This is a genomic window from Stenotrophomonas genospecies 5, assembly GCF_054473825.1.
Genome location: NZ_JBTMUW010000001.1, coordinates 2,874,022 through 2,889,773, shown reverse-complemented (window position 1 = coordinate 2,889,773; position 15,752 = coordinate 2,874,022). Strand labels below are relative to the sequence as shown.

The following is a 15,752-nucleotide window of genomic DNA, read 5'->3' as shown; positions in this document are numbered from 1 at the left end:
GACATCGATGTTTGCTGAACTGATCGCCCGCGCCTGCAGTGGCGCCATCCATGTGCTCACCGGCGCGCGGGCGCTGTGGGTCGGATGCGCGCCCTCCAGCGAGCGCCGTGTCTACTACGGCAACCACGCCAGCCACGGGGATTTCGTGCTGATCTGGTCGTCGATGCCGCCGGCACTGCGGCGGCAGGTGCGTCCGGTGGCGGCCGCCGAATACTGGCAGCGCGACGCCCTGCGTCGCTACCTGATCGATGCGGTGTTCAACGGCGTGCTGGTCGAGCGCGAAGCGGCGCGCCGCCAGCAGGATCCGCTGCAGGCGCTGCGCGAGGCGGTGGATGCGGAGTGCTCACTGATCCTGTTCCCGGAAGGCACGCGCAACGTCGGCGATGAGCCGCTGCTGCCGTTCAAGAGTGGCATCTACCATCTCGCGCGGCAGCGTCCGGAACTGGAATTCGTCCCGGTGTGGATCGACAACCTGAAGCGGGTGATGCCCAAGGGACGGTTCCTGCCATTGCCGTTGCTGTGCACGGCCACCTTCGGTACTCCGCTGCGGCTGCAGGCCGACGAGGACAAGGCGGCGTTTCTCCAGCGCAGCCGCCAGGCGCTGCTGGATCTGGCACCGGGCGGAGGACGCGCATGAGCGGGTTGATCGCCGTATCGGGTGATCTCGCCGCGCGCAGCGTGGGCCAGCAGACCGGGCTGCTGTTCGCCGGTGTCGGCGCGGTGCTGGTGATGGCGACGCTGGTGGCCGAGACCCTGCGCTGGCGGCAGCGTGGACGGCCCAGCGCGGTCATCGCCAACCTGGTCTCGCGCATCCGCGCCTGGTGGGTGATGGCAATCGTGGTCGGCCTGGCGCTGCTGTTCGGCCGGGCCGGGGTGATCGTGCTGTTCGCGATCATCTCGCTGTTTGCCCTGCGCGAGTTCATCACCCTGGCACCCACCCGGTCAGGTGACTACTACGCGCTCCTGGCGGCGTTCTACATCGTACTGCCCTGGCAGTACTACCTGGTGTGGATCGACTGGTATGGCATGTACACGCTGCTGATTCCGGTCTATGCGTTCCTGTTCCTGCCGATCCTGGCCACCATCGGCGGTGACACCACGCATTACCTGGAGCGCACGGCCAAGGTGCAGTGGGGGCTGATGATCTGCGTGTTCTGCATTTCGCACGTGCCCCTGCTGCTGAACCTGCGCGTGCCCGGGCATGAGCCCGCGCGCAACGTGCTGCTGCTGGCGTTCCTGGTGATCGTGGTGCAGTCCTCCGACGTGCTGCAGTACATCTGGGGCAAGCTGCTGGGCAGGCGCCTGATCGCGCCCAGGCTGTCGCCGTCGAAGACAGTGGAGGGCTTCATCGGTGGCGTGCTGAGTGCCAGCGTGGTGGGCGCTGCGCTGTGGTGGATCACGCCGTTCACGCCGCTGCAGGCGTTCGGCCTGTCGCTGTTGATCAACCTGATGGGGTTCTGGGGTGGCCTGGTGATGTCGGCGATCAAGCGCGACCGTGGCATCAAGGACTGGGGCCACATGATCGAGGGCCATGGCGGCATGCTCGACCGGCTGGATTCGGTGTGCTTCGCCGCACCGGTGTTCTTCCACGTGGTGCGGTATTACTGGAAGGCGGGCGGCGGCGGGTGACCCCGCTTCCACGACGTCGCCATCCGCGCTCAGGCGCTGATGCCGTATTCCTTCAGCTTCTTGCGCAGCGTGGCACGGTGGATGCCCAGCATCGCCGCGGCCCGGCTCTGGTTGCCTTCGCAGTGGTTGAGCACTTCCACGAACAGCGGAATCTCCATCTCGCGCAGCACGATCTCGTAGACGTCGTCTGCATCGCAGCCATCAAGGTCGCGCAGGTACCGGCGCACGGACTGGGCGACGTGTTCGCGCAGCGGTGGCCGGGGAGCGCCACGACTGTTGTCAGGACGAGAAAGGACAGCGTTCAAGGGGGTTCCCGATCTGGTTGGCCCGTGCACGCGGAGCGCGCGGCCGGATGAGGTGGTGGCGGTCAGTCTAGCGCGAGCGTGCCCGACCTGCCATGGCTGGTCGCCTTCGTCCCGATCACAGGAACTCGAAGGTGAATGCGACAGTGGACGCCGCAGGCTCCTGCACGCGGAACGCGATGTGTGCGCTCTGACCCGGTTCCAGCACGGCGGTACCCGGGTTCTCGCCGAGGTACTGCGTGGGGCTGAAAACGTCACTGCCGATGACCCGTCCGTCCGCATCGGACAGCGAAAGCCGCAGGTCGGGCCAGGCCTGTGGCCATCGCGCGTCATTGCGGATGCTGGCCTGGACCTGCAGTACGCCGGCCTGACCAGGCAGCGGGCGGATGTCGCGACTGGTCATGGTGAAGGCGGTGGGTTCGTGCCAGGCGGGCAGGCTGCAGCGCAGCACGCTGCACAGCGCCACCAGCCATGTGCGGTGGCCGGCATCGGCGGCCAGCCGCGCGCGGTCGGCGAGCACGCTCTGCAGGATCAGCAGCGCCGCCAGCCCCGCCACCAGCAGCCAGTGCCAGCGCGGCGCCGGGCGCGAGCGTGAAGGTGCACGGGCGAGGAAACCGGGTGCGTCATGGTTCGATGGTGATGCCACCGCCGCGGCATGCGGGGGCACATCATCGGTGTGCTGCGGAACGGGTTGCGCAGTGATCACCGCCGCTGCCGGCGCATGTTCGATCTCCGCCGCAGTGGGTTCGGGCGCCGGACCGGCCTGTGCAGGCGTATCGACGTGCGCCTCTACGGCAGGTGCCGTTCCGCCTTCCGGCGCGGGGCGCAGGAAGGTGGCCAGTGGACGTCGTGCGGGGGGCGGCTCGGACATGCTCACGGTGCGGGTTCGGGTCGAGCGCTCATTCAAACACGATCAGGCGCGGCGCACGCCGGTGATGCGCATCCAGTCGCCATCGCGGGTCGCCTGCAGGTCGTCGAACCAGACACTGTAACGCTGCAGCAGTTCGTGCTCCTGTCCATGCAGGATGCCCGACAGTGCGATGCGGCCACCGCCGGCCACGCGCGCGGCCAGCAGCTCGGCCAGGGCATCCAGTGCCGAGGCGAGGATGTTGGCGACCACGATGGGATAGGTTGCCACCGGCTCGTCCTGTGGCAGATAGACCTGCATGCGGCCCTGCTCGCCATTGCGCTCGGCATTGTCGGCGGTCGCGACCAGGGCCTGCGGATCATTGTCCACGCCGATCGCCTCGGCGGCGCCCAGCTTCAGCGCAGCGAGGGCGAGGATGCCCGAGCCGCACCCGAAATCGAGCACGCGCTGGCCCTGCAGCTGGCCGTCCACGGCCAGCTGGTCCAGCCAGCGCAGGCACAGCGCGGTGGTGGGATGAGTACCGGAGCCGAAGGCCAGGCCCGGGTCCAGCCGGACGACGGCCGCGTCGGCGGCCTGCGCCGCCTCCGGCAGCTCATGGTTCCACGGCACGATCCAGGTGCGGCTGCCGAAGTCCATCGGCTGGAACTGGTCCAGCCAGGCACGCTCCCAGTCCTCGTCCTCGACGGCGCGGAAGCTGCCACCGCTCCAGTCCAGTTCCGGGTCGAACGCTTCCAGCGCCGCCAGCAGCAACAGCGCGTTGCTGTCAGCCGGGAACAGCGCCGTCAGCACCAGGCTGTCCCACAGCGGCGTCTCGCCCACGCCCGGTTCCAGGATCGCCTGCTCGTTGCTGGTGTCGGCCTCGGCATCGAGCAGGGTCACGGCCAACGCCCCGACGTCCTCCAGCGCATTCTCATAGCGGGGCTGGGTGGCTTCGGTGCAACGCAGGGTCAGTTCCAGGAACGGCATGGGATCGGGGGCAATCGCGGGAAAGGGGGCCATGCTAGACCATCGGGGCGTCTCCGTATGCTCTGAGATGAACGGCCCCCGTTCAGACAGGCCTGCCGGGCCTTGCTAAACTGCGCGCTTTCCTGTGCGCCCCCGACGCTTTCCGTTGCCGATGGCACTCGCTCCGACCCTGAAAACCTGGTTGCTCGTGCTGCCGGCGGTGGCCGTGCTGGGCGTGGCCGGGTATCGGGCCAGCGGGCACGTGGGCTCGGTATCGTCTCCGGTCGCGGCCTCCGGGCTGCCGACGGCCCAGGTGGCGGGCAACGAGGATGGGACGACGATGCCGGTCATGCCCGAGGCGCTGGCGCGGCGTCTGGCGGCCTTCGAGCGGGGCGGCGCACTGCCGTCCGGCCTGCCGCTGGACATCCGGGCCGACATCGAGGGCGCCACCGATCTGTTCGCCTATGCGCAGCGGTTGCGTGCGCAGGCCGACGGTGGCAACCACGAAGCGCGCTGGATGCTCAGCCGGGTGTATGACTACTGCGCGCAGTACGCGGTCGATCCCGGGGGGTATCGCCTGGACAACAACGTGCTGGCGGGGCTGGGCCTGAGTGCCGCACCGGCCATGGTCGATGCGCGCGAGCGCGTGGCCCAGCGCTGCGGCGGGTTCGTGCCCGGCGACAAACTGGGCGCGGCGCTGGTGCTGGCGGAGCGTCGCAAGGCGGCCGCGCAGGGCAATCTGGCGGCCGAAGCTGCGCTGTTCGCTGAAGGTGAGCCGCTGCATGACAGCGCGGACTACCGCCGTGGCCTGGTCGAGCGCGTGCGCCTGTCGCGCGATCCGGAGGCATTCATGGCCCTCGCTCCGGGAATGGGCGTGCGCGCCGCCGGTGACAGTGCACTGGACGGGCTGGTGGCCGGCGAGCAGCTCAGCGAAATGGCGTGGCGGCTTGCGGCCTGCGAACTCGGTCTACCGTGTGGGGCCGACAGCGTGCTGGTCAACAGTTTTTGTGCGAATGGAGGGATCTGTTCGCAGGATGAGACGCAGGATTTCCGGGATTTCGTGTATGACGCTGCGGTTTCGCGGCAAGGTGCTGGGAAGATGAACGAATGGATCAAGCGATTGATTGGAAGGGGGAGCAGGCCATGAACTACCGTCGATTCCTTCACGGGGCCAAGTTCTGGTTCTGGGTGGCACTGTTCGTGGCCTATTCGGCCGGCGCGGTGGGCCTGTTGATGATCGATACCTACGAGGATCGCTACCGGCATCTGTCGAAGGTGGAGCTGACCACGGTGAAGGCACAGGAAGACCTGCGCCGCGCCGGCGCCAGCCAGGTCGCCGCGGTCTATCGCGCGCAGAGCGGCGTGCCGTTCGCATCGCTGCCGGCGGGCAGCACCTTCCAGGTGGTCTGGCCCGATGGCTCGACCGAGACCATGGTGATCGTCGATCCGACCTCGCCCAATGGTGTGCGCCCGCTGCCGAACTCGCAGATTCCGGCAACCGCGGCCGACAGGCACTGACACCGATCCTGCAGCGCCGGGCCCTCACGCGCGGCTGCTTTTCCCGGTACGCCGGGCGCGGGGGAAGGCGCTGCAGAAAACAGAAAAGGGCGGGGATATCCCCGCCCTTTTCATGTCCGGCACCTGTGCCGATCAGGTCAGCGCGATCGGCTTGTTCTTGCGCTCGGCCAGACGCTTTTCCAGGTAGTGGATGTTCTGGCCACCGGCCTGGAAGCCCTTGTCGCGCATGATCCGCTGCTGCAGCGCGATGTTGGTCTTGATACCGTCGACCACCATTTCGCTCAGCGCCACCCGCATGCGGGCGATCGCGGTTTCGCGGTCCGGGCCGTGCACGATCAGCTTGCCGATCATCGAGTCATAGTTCGATGGCACGCGGTAACCACTGTAGATGTGGGTGTCCACGCGCACGCCGGGGCCGCCCGGCGGATGGAAGCCGGTGATGGTGCCCGGGCTCGGCACGAAGGTTTCAGCATCTTCGGCGTTGATGCGGCACTCGATGGCATGGCCGGTGAGCACCACGTCGCTCTGCTTGATCGACAGCTTCTGGCCGGCGGCGATCTTCAGCTGCTCGGCCACCAGGTCGATGCCGGTGACCATTTCGGTGACCGGATGTTCCACCTGGATGCGGGTGTTCATTTCGATGAAGTAGAAGCGGCCGTCCTCGTACAGGAACTCGAACGTGCCGGCGCCGCGGTAGCCGATGCGGATGCAGGCCTCCACGCAGACCTTGCCGATCTGCTCGCGCTGCTCGGCGGTGATGCCCGGTGCCGGTGCTTCCTCGACCACCTTCTGGTGACGGCGCTGCATCGAGCAGTCGCGCTCGCCGAGGTGGATGGCATTGCCCTGGCCGTCGGCCAGCACCTGGATCTCCACGTGGCGCGGGTTCTCCAGGAACTTCTCCATGTAGACCTCGCCATTGCCGAACGCCGCCTTCGCTTCGCTCTTGGTGGTTTCGATCGAGGTCTTCAACGAGGCTTCGGCGTGCACCACGCGCATGCCGCGACCGCCGCCGCCGCCCGCTGCCTTGATGATGACCGGGTAGCCGATCTCACGGGCGATCTTGGTGTTGGCGACGATGTCCTCGCCCAGCGGGCCGCCCGAGCCGGGCACGCACGGCACACCGGCGGCCTTCATGGCGCGGATGGCTTCGACCTTGTCACCCATCATGCGGATGGTGTCGGCCTTGGGGCCGATGAAGATGAAGCCGGATTCCTCCACGCGCTCGGCGAAATCGGCGTTCTCCGACAGGAAGCCGTAGCCCGGATGGATGGCCTGGGCATCGGTGACTTCCGCCGCGGCGATCAGGGCGGGGATGTTGAGGTAGCTCTGCGGCGACGGCGCCGGGCCGATGCAGACCGACTCGTCGGCCATGGCCACATGCTTGAGGTTGCGGTCGACCGTGGAGTGCACGGCCACCGTGCGGATGCCCAGGGTGTGGCACGCGCGCAGGATGCGCAGCGCGATCTCCCCTCGGTTGGCGATGACGACTTTGTCGAGCATGGCGTGCCCCTCAGCCGATCACGAACAGCGGCTGGTCGAACTCCACCGGCTGGCCGTTCTCGCCGAGGATGGCGACGATGGTGCCGGACGCGTCGGCTTCGATCGGGTTGAACATCTTCATCGCTTCGATGATGGCCAGGGTTTCGCCTTCCTTGACCTGCTGGCCCACGGTGACGAAGGCCGGCTTGTCCGGAGCGGACGAGGCATAGAAGGTGCCGACCATCGGCGAACGCAGCACGTGGCCTTCCGGCAGCGCCGGGCCCGGCTTGGCGGTGCCGCCGGTGGAGGCTTCGGTCGGCGACTGCATCGGCATTGCCTGCGGCGCCGGCGCGGCAGGGGCGGCATACACCGGAGCGGCGACCGGGGCGGCATAGCCGGCGACCGGCGCGCGCGACAGGCGCACGGACTCTTCGCCTTCCTTGATTTCGATTTCGGCCAGGTTCGACTCTTCCAGCAGGTCGATCAGCTTCTTGATTTTGCGCAGATCCATGAGGGCCTCTTGGGTTTCTATCTAGGTGAGGAGAGCGCCGTGGGCGCCCGGGTCGACAATCAGGTGGCGGACAGCCGCAGCAGCGCCGCGTCCATCGCGTAGCGGTAGCTGTCGGCGCCGAAGCCGCACACCACGCCGACCGCCTTGTCGCTGAAATAGCTGTGCTGGCGGAACGGTTCGCGGGCGTGCGGGTTGGACAGGTGGATTTCGATGAACGGCACGGCCACGGCCGCCAGCGCATCGCGCAGGGCGACCGAGGTGTGGGTGAACGCGGCCGGGTTGATCAGGATGAACGCCGTGCCGTCGGTGCGGGCGGCCTGTACGCGGTCCACCAGCGCGTGTTCGGCGTTGGACTGCAGGCTCTCCAGCACGTGCCCGGCGGCGTCGGCCTGGCGGGCCAGCGCCTGGTCGATGTCGGCCAGGGTGGTGTGGCCGTAGACCTCCGGCTCGCGGGTACCGAGCAGGTTGAGGTTGGGGCCGTGCAGGACCAGCAGCTTCGCCATGGGATCCGATCGACTGGAAAGGGCGGCAGTCTGGCGGAAGCGGCCGATGCTGTCCAGTTCGGCGAAGTTTGCCGCGTTTCAATCGATTGTTTGAAATCGCTGAAAGCGCTTGTGCCCGTATGCCGGGCAGCGCCTCAAGGCGCGCTGAACGTGGCGACGGCTGCTGATACCCGCACGTACGCCGACGATGGCGGCCGACCGCTCCTGTCCCGGCCAGGCCGGGCGGGTCTGCTCAGGTTTCCAGCGGCCGCGTCGGCACGACGTTGGGGAACACCTGTTCCAGCGGCTCCTGCTCGCCCGGCCGGGGCGCCGGCCAGTCGTAGGCGTTCACCGGCTGCGCGCGGTTCACCCACAGTGCGTAATGCAGGTGGTCGGCGCGCCCATCGCCGGTGTTGGGGTGGATGAGGATCGTCAGGCCCAGGCTGTTGAGCTGCAGCCATGGCACCACGACCGGCAGGAGATCGTTGGTGAAGCCGAAGTAGAAGGACGGGGTGACATGGGGGCCGCGTGGCTCCGGATTCCAGTTGCCCAGTTCCACCGGGAAGCGTTCCGCCACCCAGCGCCGGATCAGTGCGGCCTTGGCCGAGGTGTCCTCGTCGAAATAGATGTGGGCGTGGTAACTCTTGATGTCGGTGTAGGGGCGTGGGAGGGTCGGCAATGGCGATTCGCCCGGGCGTGTGCTGCGCGGTCGTGGGGTCGGTTCGCTGGCGGTGTCCTGTCCCCAGGGACTGCGGCCCTGCGCCGGCGGCGGGACGATCGCTTGGAATCCGGGACGCCCCGGTGCGGTCGTGTTCGCCACCTCTCGGGCCGGTGTTGCGGCGGCCGGACTCGTGGCGCCGGCCAGGCCACCTGCGGCCAGGCCGGCCGATGCGATCAGGCGGCGCCGGCTGGGTGAGAACGGCGCGGCCTGGTGTGCATCTGTGTCGTCGCCAGCAATGGCGTCAGAAGAATGCGGGGAGCGCGGCATGGTTGTTTCCGTGGACGGCGGACCGTCACCGTCGGACGGATGCGGGGGCCGCGTCCAATGATCCGGTGGCATCACCTGATGCTGCGCCGCAGGTGCGTTGAGTCCTGTGCGCGGCCCGGATAGGGTGGTCAGCTCACCGCACGGATACCCGCCATGAACAGCGCAGATGCCAGCACTGCCCGCAGACGTGCCACGTTCCGGCAGTTGCATGCGCAGGGCTGCTTCGTATTGCCCAATCCGTGGGACATCGGCAGCGCGCGCTACCTGCAGCGGCAGGGCTTCCTGGCATTGGCCACCACCAGCGCGGGGTGTGCATGGAGCGAAGGTCGCCCCGATGGTGCGGTATCGCTGCAGGCGACGCTTGACCACCTGCGGCTGATGGTGGCCGCCACCGACCTGCCGGTGAACGCAGACTTCGGCGATGGCTTCGGCGCCACGCCACAGGACGTGGCTGAGGCCGTGACGGCGGCCCTGGATACGGGCATCGCCGCTCTGTCGATTGAAGATGCCAGCGGTCTGGCCGACGCGCCGCTGCGCCCGCTGGAGGAGGCCGTGCAACGCCTGCGTGCGGCGCGTGCGGCCATCGATCGCGCCGCGGCCGATGTGCTGCTGGTGGGCCGGGCGGAAAACTTCTTCGTGGGCGTACCGGATCTGGAAGACACGCTGCAGCGCCTGCGTGCCTACGCGGCCGCAGGTGCCGATGTGTTGTACGCACCGGGCATCACCACGGCCGGACAGATCCAGGCGGTGGTGGCCGCGGCCGGCGGCAAGCCGGTGAACCTGCTGGTGGGCGGACCGACGTCACTGACGCTGCAGGACATCGCTGCGATGGGGGTACGCCGGGTCAGCCTGGGCGGGGCGTTGGCCCGTGCGGCGTGGGGGGGATTGATGCGGGCCACCGATCCCATCCAGCAGGAAGGCCGCTTTGATGGCCTGCAGGCGGCAGCATCGGGTGCGGCGCTGAACGCGCTGTTCCGCTGAGGCAGGGCCGCGGATGCACGGCAGGATCCCTTCGCTGCGCGAAGGGATCCGAGCCAGTGCTGCATCAGAACCGTGCGGTGGCGCCCACGAAGAAGGTGCGCGCGCCGCCGTCGTAGTTGTTGCCTTCGTCGATGGTGGACACGTCGCCTACGTTCAGGACGCCGGCACGCAGGGTCAGGTTCTCGTTCACGTCGAAGCCGGTCACCAGATCCCAGGTGGTGTACGCCTTGGCGAAGGTGGCGCTGGTGGCCGATACCAGTTGCTTGCCGATGTGCTGCGCACTGGCATTCAACGACCAGGCATCGGTCACCTGCCATTCCAGCGAGGTGTTGGCGGTCAGCTCCGGTACTACCAGCAGGGTGGCGCCGGTGGTGCGGTTCTTCGATTCCAGCATGCGCGTGGCGTGGGTGGTCCAGTTCAGGCGTTCGTGCAGCGGCACGGTCACGCTGGCTTCCACACCGCGGGTGCGTGCCTTCTGGATGTTCTGTGCCACCGTCCACCAGTAGCCGTTGACGAAGCTGGTGGTCTGGCCGGGGATCTGGCTCAGCGGCACCTGTTCGATCTTGTCGTCGAAGTTGGTCAGGAAGTAGGTGGCCGAGGCCGACCAGCCCTCGCGGTCGAAGCCCACGCCCAGCTCGTAGTTGGTGCTGGTCTCCGGTTCCAGGTTGGGGTTGCCGGCCATGTAGCAGCCGCGCGTGCCGTCGGCATTCACCGAACGGCTGCTCCAGCCTTCGGCGGTCAGGGCACGGCAGCCGTTGCCGCCGGACTGGGTCGCAGCGCCGGCCGTTCCCTGCTTCAGGTTGGGGGCACGGAAGCCCTTGGAAATGCCGCCGCGCACGGTCCATGCATCGGCCGGGTGCCAGACGCCGTAGATGCGCGGGCTCAGGTTGTCATCGTAGTTTTCCGTGTTGTCCCAGCGCAGGCCCAGGGTCAGCACGAAGCGCTCGTGCAGGGTGAGGTGGTCCTCGGCGAACAGCGCCCAGGAGTCGGCCTCGCTGGTCGGGCTGATGCGGCCGCTGCCCGTCCAGGTGACCGGAACGGTACCGATGGTGTCGCTGTTCTCCAACTCCTCGCGTTTCCACTGCCCGCCCACATTCAGGCTGTGCTCGACGCCCCAGTGGAAGCCGGTGTTGAAGGCGGTATCGAACACCGTTTCCTTCGAACGGTTGCCGACGTCGCTGCCCTTGTCTTCGTATTCGTTCTGCACCAGCGTGGTCTTCGACGTGGTGGCGTCGCTGTAGGTGCCGTCATGGCGGATCACGTAGCCGGTCTGCACCAGCTTGGACAGTCCCCAGCTGTTGACCTGGCCGGCCCCGCTGTTGCGCTGCGTTCCGCGCGAGGCCTCCACGCCCACGACGTGGCTGTCGCTGATGCGCCAGTCGAACAGCACGTTGGCGTTCTCTGCCTTGTTGCCCGGTGTCTGCCGCGCGCCGCGGTCGGATTCGCGGTCAGTGACGTTGGCGCCGATGCGCACGCCCAGGTTGTCGGTCAGCGGGCCACTGAACAGCGCTCCCATCTGCGTGGTGTTGCCGCGGGTGTCCGAATCGGGCTTGCTGTAGTTGAAGGTGGCCGAGCCGCCCCAGTGGTCGGCGATCTTGCGGGTGATGATGTTGATCACACCCCCCATCGCGTCCGAACCGTACAGCGAGGACATCGGGCCGCGCACCACTTCGATGCGTTCGATCATGTCCGGCGACAGCCAGTTCAGATCCTGCGGGCCCAGGTCATCACGATAGTTCACGCCGGCCGAGCTGCCCTGGCGGCGGCCATCGATCAGGATCAGTGTGTACTGCTCGGGCAGGCCGCGCAGCCGGATCTTCGACTGCGCACCAGACAGCGCGTAACCGCCGGTCACGCCGGGCACGGTGCTCAACAGCTGGCCGATGCTGCTGACCGGCTTGCGCTCGATGTCCTCGCGGGTGATCACGCTGATGCTGGCGGGGGCATCCCGGATCCATTGCTGGGCGCCGGTGGCGGTGACCACCACGGTGTCCATCTGCTTGGCGGCGGCATCGGCTGACGCCTCGGCGTGGGCCTGGGAGGCGAGGGCAAGGCCGATGGCCACGGCCAGCGTGGCAACGGAACGACGGGACTTCAGACTGGCATGCAACATCGCGCGGTACTCCGGGTGAGGGGTCCACTGGCGATGGCTGGGACGTCCGTGTGGGGTTTCAGATCTCCTTAACAATCGTATCACGAATCATTTGCATTTGACTTGAGGCGATACAGAACGCCAGAAACAGTGTCCTGCTGGCAGTGCTGATCGGGCTGGGTGCGCTAGTTACCATTAGTAACTAATCTCCAAGGAGTTGCCCATGCACAGCCTGATTGTTGTTGCCCATCCCGATCCTGCCTCGCTGACCCACGCGGTAGCCGCTCGCATCGCGCAGGCCATCGCCGATGCCGATGAGAGCAATACCACCGCCATGGCCGATCTGATGGCCGAAGGCTTCGACCCGCGCTTCAACGGGCAGGACCAGGCCCTGTTCCGCGGCATCGCGCCGCCACCGGCCGATGTGGCGGCCGAGCACGCACGGCTGGATGCGACCGACACGCTGGTGCTGGTCTACCCGCTCTACTGGTGGTCGTTCCCGGCGCTGCTGAAGGGCTGGATCGATCGCGTTTTCACCCAGGGCTGGGCCTACGCCGAGGGTGCCGATGGAAAAGTGGAGAAGCGGCTGCAGCAGCTGCAGGTGCATCTGGTCGGCATCGGGGGTGCCGATGCCGCGATGATTGAACGCCGTGGCTATGGCGCGGCCATGAACACGCAGATCGACATGGGCATCTTCGATTACTGCGGCGCGCGCGTGCTGTCCTCCACCCTGCTGCTGGAGGCGGACACCGGGGCGGCCGCGGCGCATCTGCAGACCGCGATGGAGATCGGCCGTAAAATCGGACATCCAACGAGCTGACAGCCGTGTTCCGCCGATGCCTGCCACCGACACCCCCACGCGTCGCCGACTGACCCGCGAGCAGCGGGCCCGCCAGCTGCTGGATGTCGCATGGGCGCTGGTAGGCGCCGAAGGCACCGATGCCTTGACCCTGGGGCGCCTGGCCGAAGCGGCGGGCGTGACCAAGCCGGTGGCCTACGATCACTTCGTGACGCGCAACGGCCTGCTGGCGGCGCTCTACCATGACTACGACCAGCGGCAGACGCTCATCTTCAATGACCGTATCGCCGCGGCGCCGGCAGAACTGACCGCGCGCGCAGCGGCCATCGCGTCCGGTTACATCGACTGCGTGCTGAGCCAGGGCAGCGACGTGCAGAGCATCCTCGCAGCGCTGGTCGGCGCGCCGGAGCTGCGCGAGGTGCGGCACTGCTACCAGCAGGAGTTCATCGACAACTGCGCGGACTGGCTGGGCCCGTTCGCCGGTGACGGCCAGGTACCGGTGGAGGGACGCTGGGCGATCCTCGGCGCTGCCGAAGCGCTGTCCGAAGCGGTGGCCAATGGCGCGATCGGCAAAGCCGACGCGGAACGCGAACTGCAGCGGGTGATCGTATCCACCGTTGTACGGGACTGACTGCCCGCGCAGCTCAGGCTTCTGCGACGGTGTCGCCGGCCAACGCGGCGAATCCACTGGCAAGATGCCTGCGCACCCGCGCATCGCGTGCTTCGCGGTCTTCCGAGCCAAGCACCACGGTGATCAATCGCACCGGCTGCGCGTGTCCGGCGATGGGGCGGCGCGCCGTAGCCGCCAGGCAGAACCCGGCCGCGCGGGTATAGCCGGTCTTCAGGCCGTCCACACCTTCATCGGCGAGCAGTGCGTTCTGGTTGCTGCGGCTGAACGTCCCGTGCGCGAACGCCGGCTGTGCGGTGATGGCCAGCACCTGCGGATGATCTGCCAGCAGGCGGCCCGCCAGCACCGCCATGTCGCGTGCGCTGGATACGTGCCGCGGCGTGGTGATGCCGGACACCGACGCGAACCAGGTACTGCCCAGGCCGAGACGCCGCGCCAGCGCGTTCATGTGCTGCAGGTACGCCGCCTGCGAGCCGTGCAGATGGCGGGCAAGCACAAGGGCCGCGTCGTTGCCCGATACCACCAGCATGCCCTGCAGCAGCCGGCCCAGCGTGACCGTTTCGCCGGGCACCAGGCCCATGCGCGTTTCATCGTCAGCAACCGCGTGCACGTCCTCGGCGGCAACGGTCACCGGCATCTCCCAAGCGGCGGCGCCGGATGCGACCTGTTCGTAGGCTGCGTACGCGGTCATCAGTTTGGTCAGTGAAGCAGGCGGACGCTGCAGGTCGGCGTTCTCTTGGTGGATGACCGCGAAGCTGCCGGCATCCAGAGTGATCGACGAGACCGGGGAACGTGGAGACGGCATGGTGGCGCGGCAGGGGAGACGTTCACAGGATACCGCTGCCAGGATGCGTGAATCTGCAATATTGCAATGATATAACGTCGCGCATTCCGGGCCGCCTGCCCGACCCCACAGGATGCACGATGACCGCACACACGCCGCGCCGTTGGCTCTACCCGTCGATTCTGGCCGCGCTGGCAGCCCTCGCCGGCTGCCAGCCGGCACCGCGTGCGCAGGCGCCGGTGGCGACCGGCGGCTACCCGCACAACGTGATCGTGATGATCAACGACGGCGCGGGCTGGGGAACCTGGGATGCCGCCGCGTACTGGCAGTATGGCAGCCGCGAAGGCGCCCCGTACGCGCACTTCCCGCAGCGCCTTGCGGTGGCCACGTTCCCGCTCAACGCCAGCAGCCAGCCCACGCACGATTCGGCGCAGACGCTCGGCTACGACGCCGCGAAAGCATGGGATGCCACCCCGGTACCGGCAGCGGATCTTCCGTTCGCCGGTTATCAGTACCTGGCCGCGGTGGCGACCGACAGCGCCGCGGCGGGCACGGCGTTGTCGTCGGGCATCAAGACGTACAACAACGCCATCAACGTCGACAACGACGGCGTCGCGGTCGAGTTCAACACCCTGCGCGCCAAGCGCCTGGGCATGGCAACCGGTGTGGTCACCTCGGTGCCGTTCTCGCACGCGACACCGGCCGCGTTCGCCGCGCAGAACGCGTCGCGCAACAACTACCATGCCATCGCCCACCAGATGCTGGCCCAGGGCCACATGGACCTGGTCATGGGAACCGGCGGCCCCGGCTACAGCGTCGATGGCCGCGCCTGCGATGACGATGCAGGCGCAGTGAAGGAAGAGGGTTGCGCGAACCCCTGGGAGTGGGTGTCGCAGCAGGACTGGCAGCAGCTGGAAGCAGGCACCCCCATCGCTGGCAATCCTGCCGGACCGTGGCGGTTGATCCGCAGCAAGGAAGCGTTCGCTGCGCTTGCACAGGGGAGGGTGCCAGCCGACCGCCCGTTGATCGGCGTACCGCGTGTGGCCAGCACCCTGCAGCAGGCGCGTCAGCTGCAGGTCCTGGGCAGGGATGAGACCACTCCCTCCGGCGTGAGGAAGATCGACAGCGTGCCGGACCTGGCGACCATGACCCGCGGCGCCCTGCAGTTCCTGCAGCAGCGCTCGTCCAAGGGCCTGTTCCTGATGGTGGAAGGCGGGGCCACCGACTGGGCCGCGCATACCAGCGCGTGCGGCACGGAATGGCATTACGGCCAGTGCGGCGACCAGCCGCAGTACGGCCGCCTGATCGAAGAGACGGTCGAGTTCAACGATGCGGTATCGGCGGTGGTGGCGTGGATCGAGCGCAACGGCGGATGGCAGCGCAATCTGCTGATCGTCACCACCGACCACGACAACAGCATGCCGATGGGCCCCGACGCGCAGCAGGTGGCGTTCGAGCCGGTGCGCAACAACGGGCGCGGGCGGATGCCGGGGATGAGCTTCCGCCCCACCGGCAATCATTCCAATGCACTGGTACCGCTGTGGGCCAAGGGCGCCGGCGCGGAGCGGCTCGGCGCCCGCGTACGCGGCATCGATGCCGGTTACCGACAGCATGTGCGGTGGAATGATGGCAGCTACATCGACAACACCGACGTGGCTGCCGCAGTGGAGGACGTGCTGCAGCGGCCGTGACCCGAACGGCGCACGGTTCGGCCCGGTTGCCATCGCGTCCGAAGCGATGCAGCCT

General features: G+C 67.8%; 17 protein-coding genes. 8 read left to right on the top strand and 9 right to left on the bottom strand.

Annotation, left to right across the window (positions count from 1 at the left end):
- The first annotated feature begins 7 nt into the window (after window positions 1-7).
- Window positions 8-637 carry a lysophospholipid acyltransferase family protein gene (locus ACX9OW_RS13290; protein WP_111186286.1) on the top strand — a complete coding sequence of 210 codons (630 nt, stop codon included), beginning with the start codon at window positions 8-10 and terminating at the stop codon, window positions 635-637.
- Window positions 634-1,629, top strand: coding sequence for a phosphatidate cytidylyltransferase (locus tag ACX9OW_RS13285; protein ID WP_445394067.1), 996 nt, complete (start codon window positions 634-636; stop codon window positions 1,627-1,629). Before ACX9OW_RS13290 ends, ACX9OW_RS13285 begins: the two co-directional genes overlap by 4 nt.
- 29 nt (window positions 1,630-1,658) lie before the next feature.
- On the opposite strand, the gene fis is transcribed toward ACX9OW_RS13285, so the two are convergent.
- From fis to prmA, 3 genes are all read right to left on the bottom strand, one after another.
- Window positions 1,659-1,934 (bottom strand): DNA-binding transcriptional regulator Fis, encoded by a 276-nt coding sequence (fis, locus tag ACX9OW_RS13280; protein ID WP_005419706.1) that lies wholly within the window; start codon window positions 1,932-1,934, stop codon window positions 1,659-1,661.
- A gap of 115 nt (window positions 1,935-2,049) precedes the next feature.
- The gene (locus tag ACX9OW_RS13275; protein ID WP_459040657.1) at window positions 2,050-2,802 is read right to left on the bottom strand and encodes a DUF3426 domain-containing protein; all 753 of its coding nucleotides are present in this window, start codon (window positions 2,800-2,802) and stop codon (window positions 2,050-2,052) included.
- Between the two features lie 42 nt (window positions 2,803-2,844).
- The gene (gene prmA, locus ACX9OW_RS13270) at window positions 2,845-3,765 is read right to left on the bottom strand and encodes a 50S ribosomal protein L11 methyltransferase (RefSeq protein WP_459062482.1); all 921 of its coding nucleotides are present in this window, start codon (window positions 3,763-3,765) and stop codon (window positions 2,845-2,847) included.
- 151 nt (window positions 3,766-3,916) lie between these two features.
- Here prmA and ACX9OW_RS13265 point away from each other — a divergent pair, with 151 nt between their 5' ends.
- Window positions 3,917-4,891, top strand: coding sequence for a hypothetical protein (locus ACX9OW_RS13265; protein ID WP_053515678.1), 975 nt, complete (start codon window positions 3,917-3,919; stop codon window positions 4,889-4,891).
- Window positions 4,888-5,262 carry a hypothetical protein gene (locus tag ACX9OW_RS13260; protein ID WP_065174417.1) on the top strand — a complete coding sequence of 125 codons (375 nt, stop codon included), beginning with the start codon at window positions 4,888-4,890 and terminating at the stop codon, window positions 5,260-5,262. Before ACX9OW_RS13265 ends, ACX9OW_RS13260 begins: the two co-directional genes overlap by 4 nt.
- A gap of 132 nt (window positions 5,263-5,394) precedes the next feature.
- Here the strand turns inward: ACX9OW_RS13260 and accC are convergent, their stop codons facing one another.
- From accC to ACX9OW_RS13240, 4 genes are all read right to left on the bottom strand, one after another.
- Window positions 5,395-6,762: an acetyl-CoA carboxylase biotin carboxylase subunit gene (accC, locus tag ACX9OW_RS13255; protein WP_014648613.1), complete on the bottom strand. Its 1,368-nt coding sequence runs from the start codon at window positions 6,760-6,762 to the stop codon at window positions 5,395-5,397.
- Between the two features lie 10 nt (window positions 6,763-6,772).
- On the bottom strand, window positions 6,773-7,252 hold the full coding sequence (gene accB / locus ACX9OW_RS13250; protein ID WP_053515682.1) for an acetyl-CoA carboxylase biotin carboxyl carrier protein: 480 nt from the start codon (window positions 7,250-7,252) through the stop codon (window positions 6,773-6,775).
- 59 nt (window positions 7,253-7,311) lie between these two features.
- A complete protein-coding gene (gene aroQ, locus ACX9OW_RS13245) occupies window positions 7,312-7,755 on the bottom strand; it encodes a type II 3-dehydroquinate dehydratase (RefSeq protein WP_053515684.1) in 444 nt (147 codons plus the stop codon).
- 232 nt (window positions 7,756-7,987) lie between these two features.
- Window positions 7,988-8,722, bottom strand: coding sequence for a DOPA 4,5-dioxygenase family protein (locus tag ACX9OW_RS13240; RefSeq protein ID WP_111186283.1), 735 nt, complete (start codon window positions 8,720-8,722; stop codon window positions 7,988-7,990).
- A 153-nt stretch (window positions 8,723-8,875) separates the two neighbouring features.
- Between ACX9OW_RS13240 and ACX9OW_RS13235 the strand changes: the two genes are divergently transcribed.
- Window positions 8,876-9,703 (top strand): isocitrate lyase/PEP mutase family protein, encoded by an 828-nt coding sequence (locus tag ACX9OW_RS13235; RefSeq protein ID WP_164151381.1) that lies wholly within the window; start codon window positions 8,876-8,878, stop codon window positions 9,701-9,703.
- 64 nt (window positions 9,704-9,767) lie between these two features.
- On the opposite strand, the gene ACX9OW_RS13230 is transcribed toward ACX9OW_RS13235, so the two are convergent.
- Window positions 9,768-11,816, bottom strand: coding sequence for a TonB-dependent receptor domain-containing protein (locus ACX9OW_RS13230; protein WP_197600792.1), 2,049 nt, complete (start codon window positions 11,814-11,816; stop codon window positions 9,768-9,770).
- Window positions 11,817-12,018: 202 nt separating this feature from the next.
- On the opposite strand from ACX9OW_RS13230, the gene ACX9OW_RS13225 reads away from it, so the two are divergent.
- Together ACX9OW_RS13225 and ACX9OW_RS13220 are read left to right on the top strand one after the other, a co-directional pair.
- On the top strand, window positions 12,019-12,615 hold the full coding sequence (locus tag ACX9OW_RS13225) for an NAD(P)H-dependent oxidoreductase (protein ID WP_193395987.1): 597 nt from the start codon (window positions 12,019-12,021) through the stop codon (window positions 12,613-12,615).
- 16 nt (window positions 12,616-12,631) lie between these two features.
- Entirely contained in the window at window positions 12,632-13,225 is a 594-nt protein-coding gene (locus ACX9OW_RS13220) for a TetR/AcrR family transcriptional regulator (protein ID WP_053515691.1), read from the top strand.
- Between the two features lie 13 nt (window positions 13,226-13,238).
- Here the strand turns inward: ACX9OW_RS13220 and ACX9OW_RS13215 are convergent, their stop codons facing one another.
- Window positions 13,239-14,027, bottom strand: a complete 789-nt coding sequence (locus ACX9OW_RS13215; RefSeq protein ID WP_180875467.1) for a D-alanyl-D-alanine carboxypeptidase family protein — start codon at window positions 14,025-14,027, stop codon at window positions 13,239-13,241.
- 119 nt (window positions 14,028-14,146) lie between these two features.
- Here ACX9OW_RS13215 and ACX9OW_RS13210 point away from each other — a divergent pair, with 119 nt between their 5' ends.
- A complete protein-coding gene (locus tag ACX9OW_RS13210; RefSeq protein ID WP_459062378.1) occupies window positions 14,147-15,697 on the top strand; it encodes an alkaline phosphatase in 1,551 nt (516 codons plus the stop codon).
- Window positions 15,698-15,752 lie beyond the last annotated feature (55 nt).

Coding starts and splice junctions, on each gene's coding strand:
- ACX9OW_RS13285 (WP_445394067.1), top strand. CDS start 634: ATGAGCGGGTTGATCGCCGTATCGGGTGATCTCGCCGCGCGCAGCGTG.
- ACX9OW_RS13275 (WP_459040657.1), bottom strand. CDS start 2,802: ATGTCCGAGCCGCCCCCCGCACGACGTCCACTGGCCACCTTCCTGCGC.
- ACX9OW_RS13260 (WP_065174417.1), top strand. CDS start 4,888: ATGAACTACCGTCGATTCCTTCACGGGGCCAAGTTCTGGTTCTGGGTG.
- ACX9OW_RS13230 (WP_197600792.1), bottom strand. CDS start 11,816: ATGTTGCATGCCAGTCTGAAGTCCCGTCGTTCCGTTGCCACGCTGGCC.
- accB (WP_053515682.1), bottom strand. CDS start 7,252: ATGGATCTGCGCAAAATCAAGAAGCTGATCGACCTGCTGGAAGAGTCG.
- ACX9OW_RS13265 (WP_053515678.1), top strand. CDS start 3,917: ATGGCACTCGCTCCGACCCTGAAAACCTGGTTGCTCGTGCTGCCGGCG.
- aroQ (WP_053515684.1), bottom strand. CDS start 7,755: ATGGCGAAGCTGCTGGTCCTGCACGGCCCCAACCTCAACCTGCTCGGT.
- ACX9OW_RS13215 (WP_180875467.1), bottom strand. CDS start 14,027: ATGCCGTCTCCACGTTCCCCGGTCTCGTCGATCACTCTGGATGCCGGC.
- ACX9OW_RS13225 (WP_193395987.1), top strand. CDS start 12,019: ATGCACAGCCTGATTGTTGTTGCCCATCCCGATCCTGCCTCGCTGACC.
- ACX9OW_RS13220 (WP_053515691.1), top strand. CDS start 12,632: ATGCCTGCCACCGACACCCCCACGCGTCGCCGACTGACCCGCGAGCAG.
- ACX9OW_RS13235 (WP_164151381.1), top strand. CDS start 8,876: ATGAACAGCGCAGATGCCAGCACTGCCCGCAGACGTGCCACGTTCCGG.
- prmA (WP_459062482.1), bottom strand. CDS start 3,765: ATGCCGTTCCTGGAACTGACCCTGCGTTGCACCGAAGCCACCCAGCCC.
- ACX9OW_RS13210 (WP_459062378.1), top strand. CDS start 14,147: ATGACCGCACACACGCCGCGCCGTTGGCTCTACCCGTCGATTCTGGCC.
- ACX9OW_RS13290 (WP_111186286.1), top strand. CDS start 8: ATGTTTGCTGAACTGATCGCCCGCGCCTGCAGTGGCGCCATCCATGTG.
- accC (WP_014648613.1), bottom strand. CDS start 6,762: ATGCTCGACAAAGTCGTCATCGCCAACCGAGGGGAGATCGCGCTGCGC.
- ACX9OW_RS13240 (WP_111186283.1), bottom strand. CDS start 8,722: ATGCCGCGCTCCCCGCATTCTTCTGACGCCATTGCTGGCGACGACACA.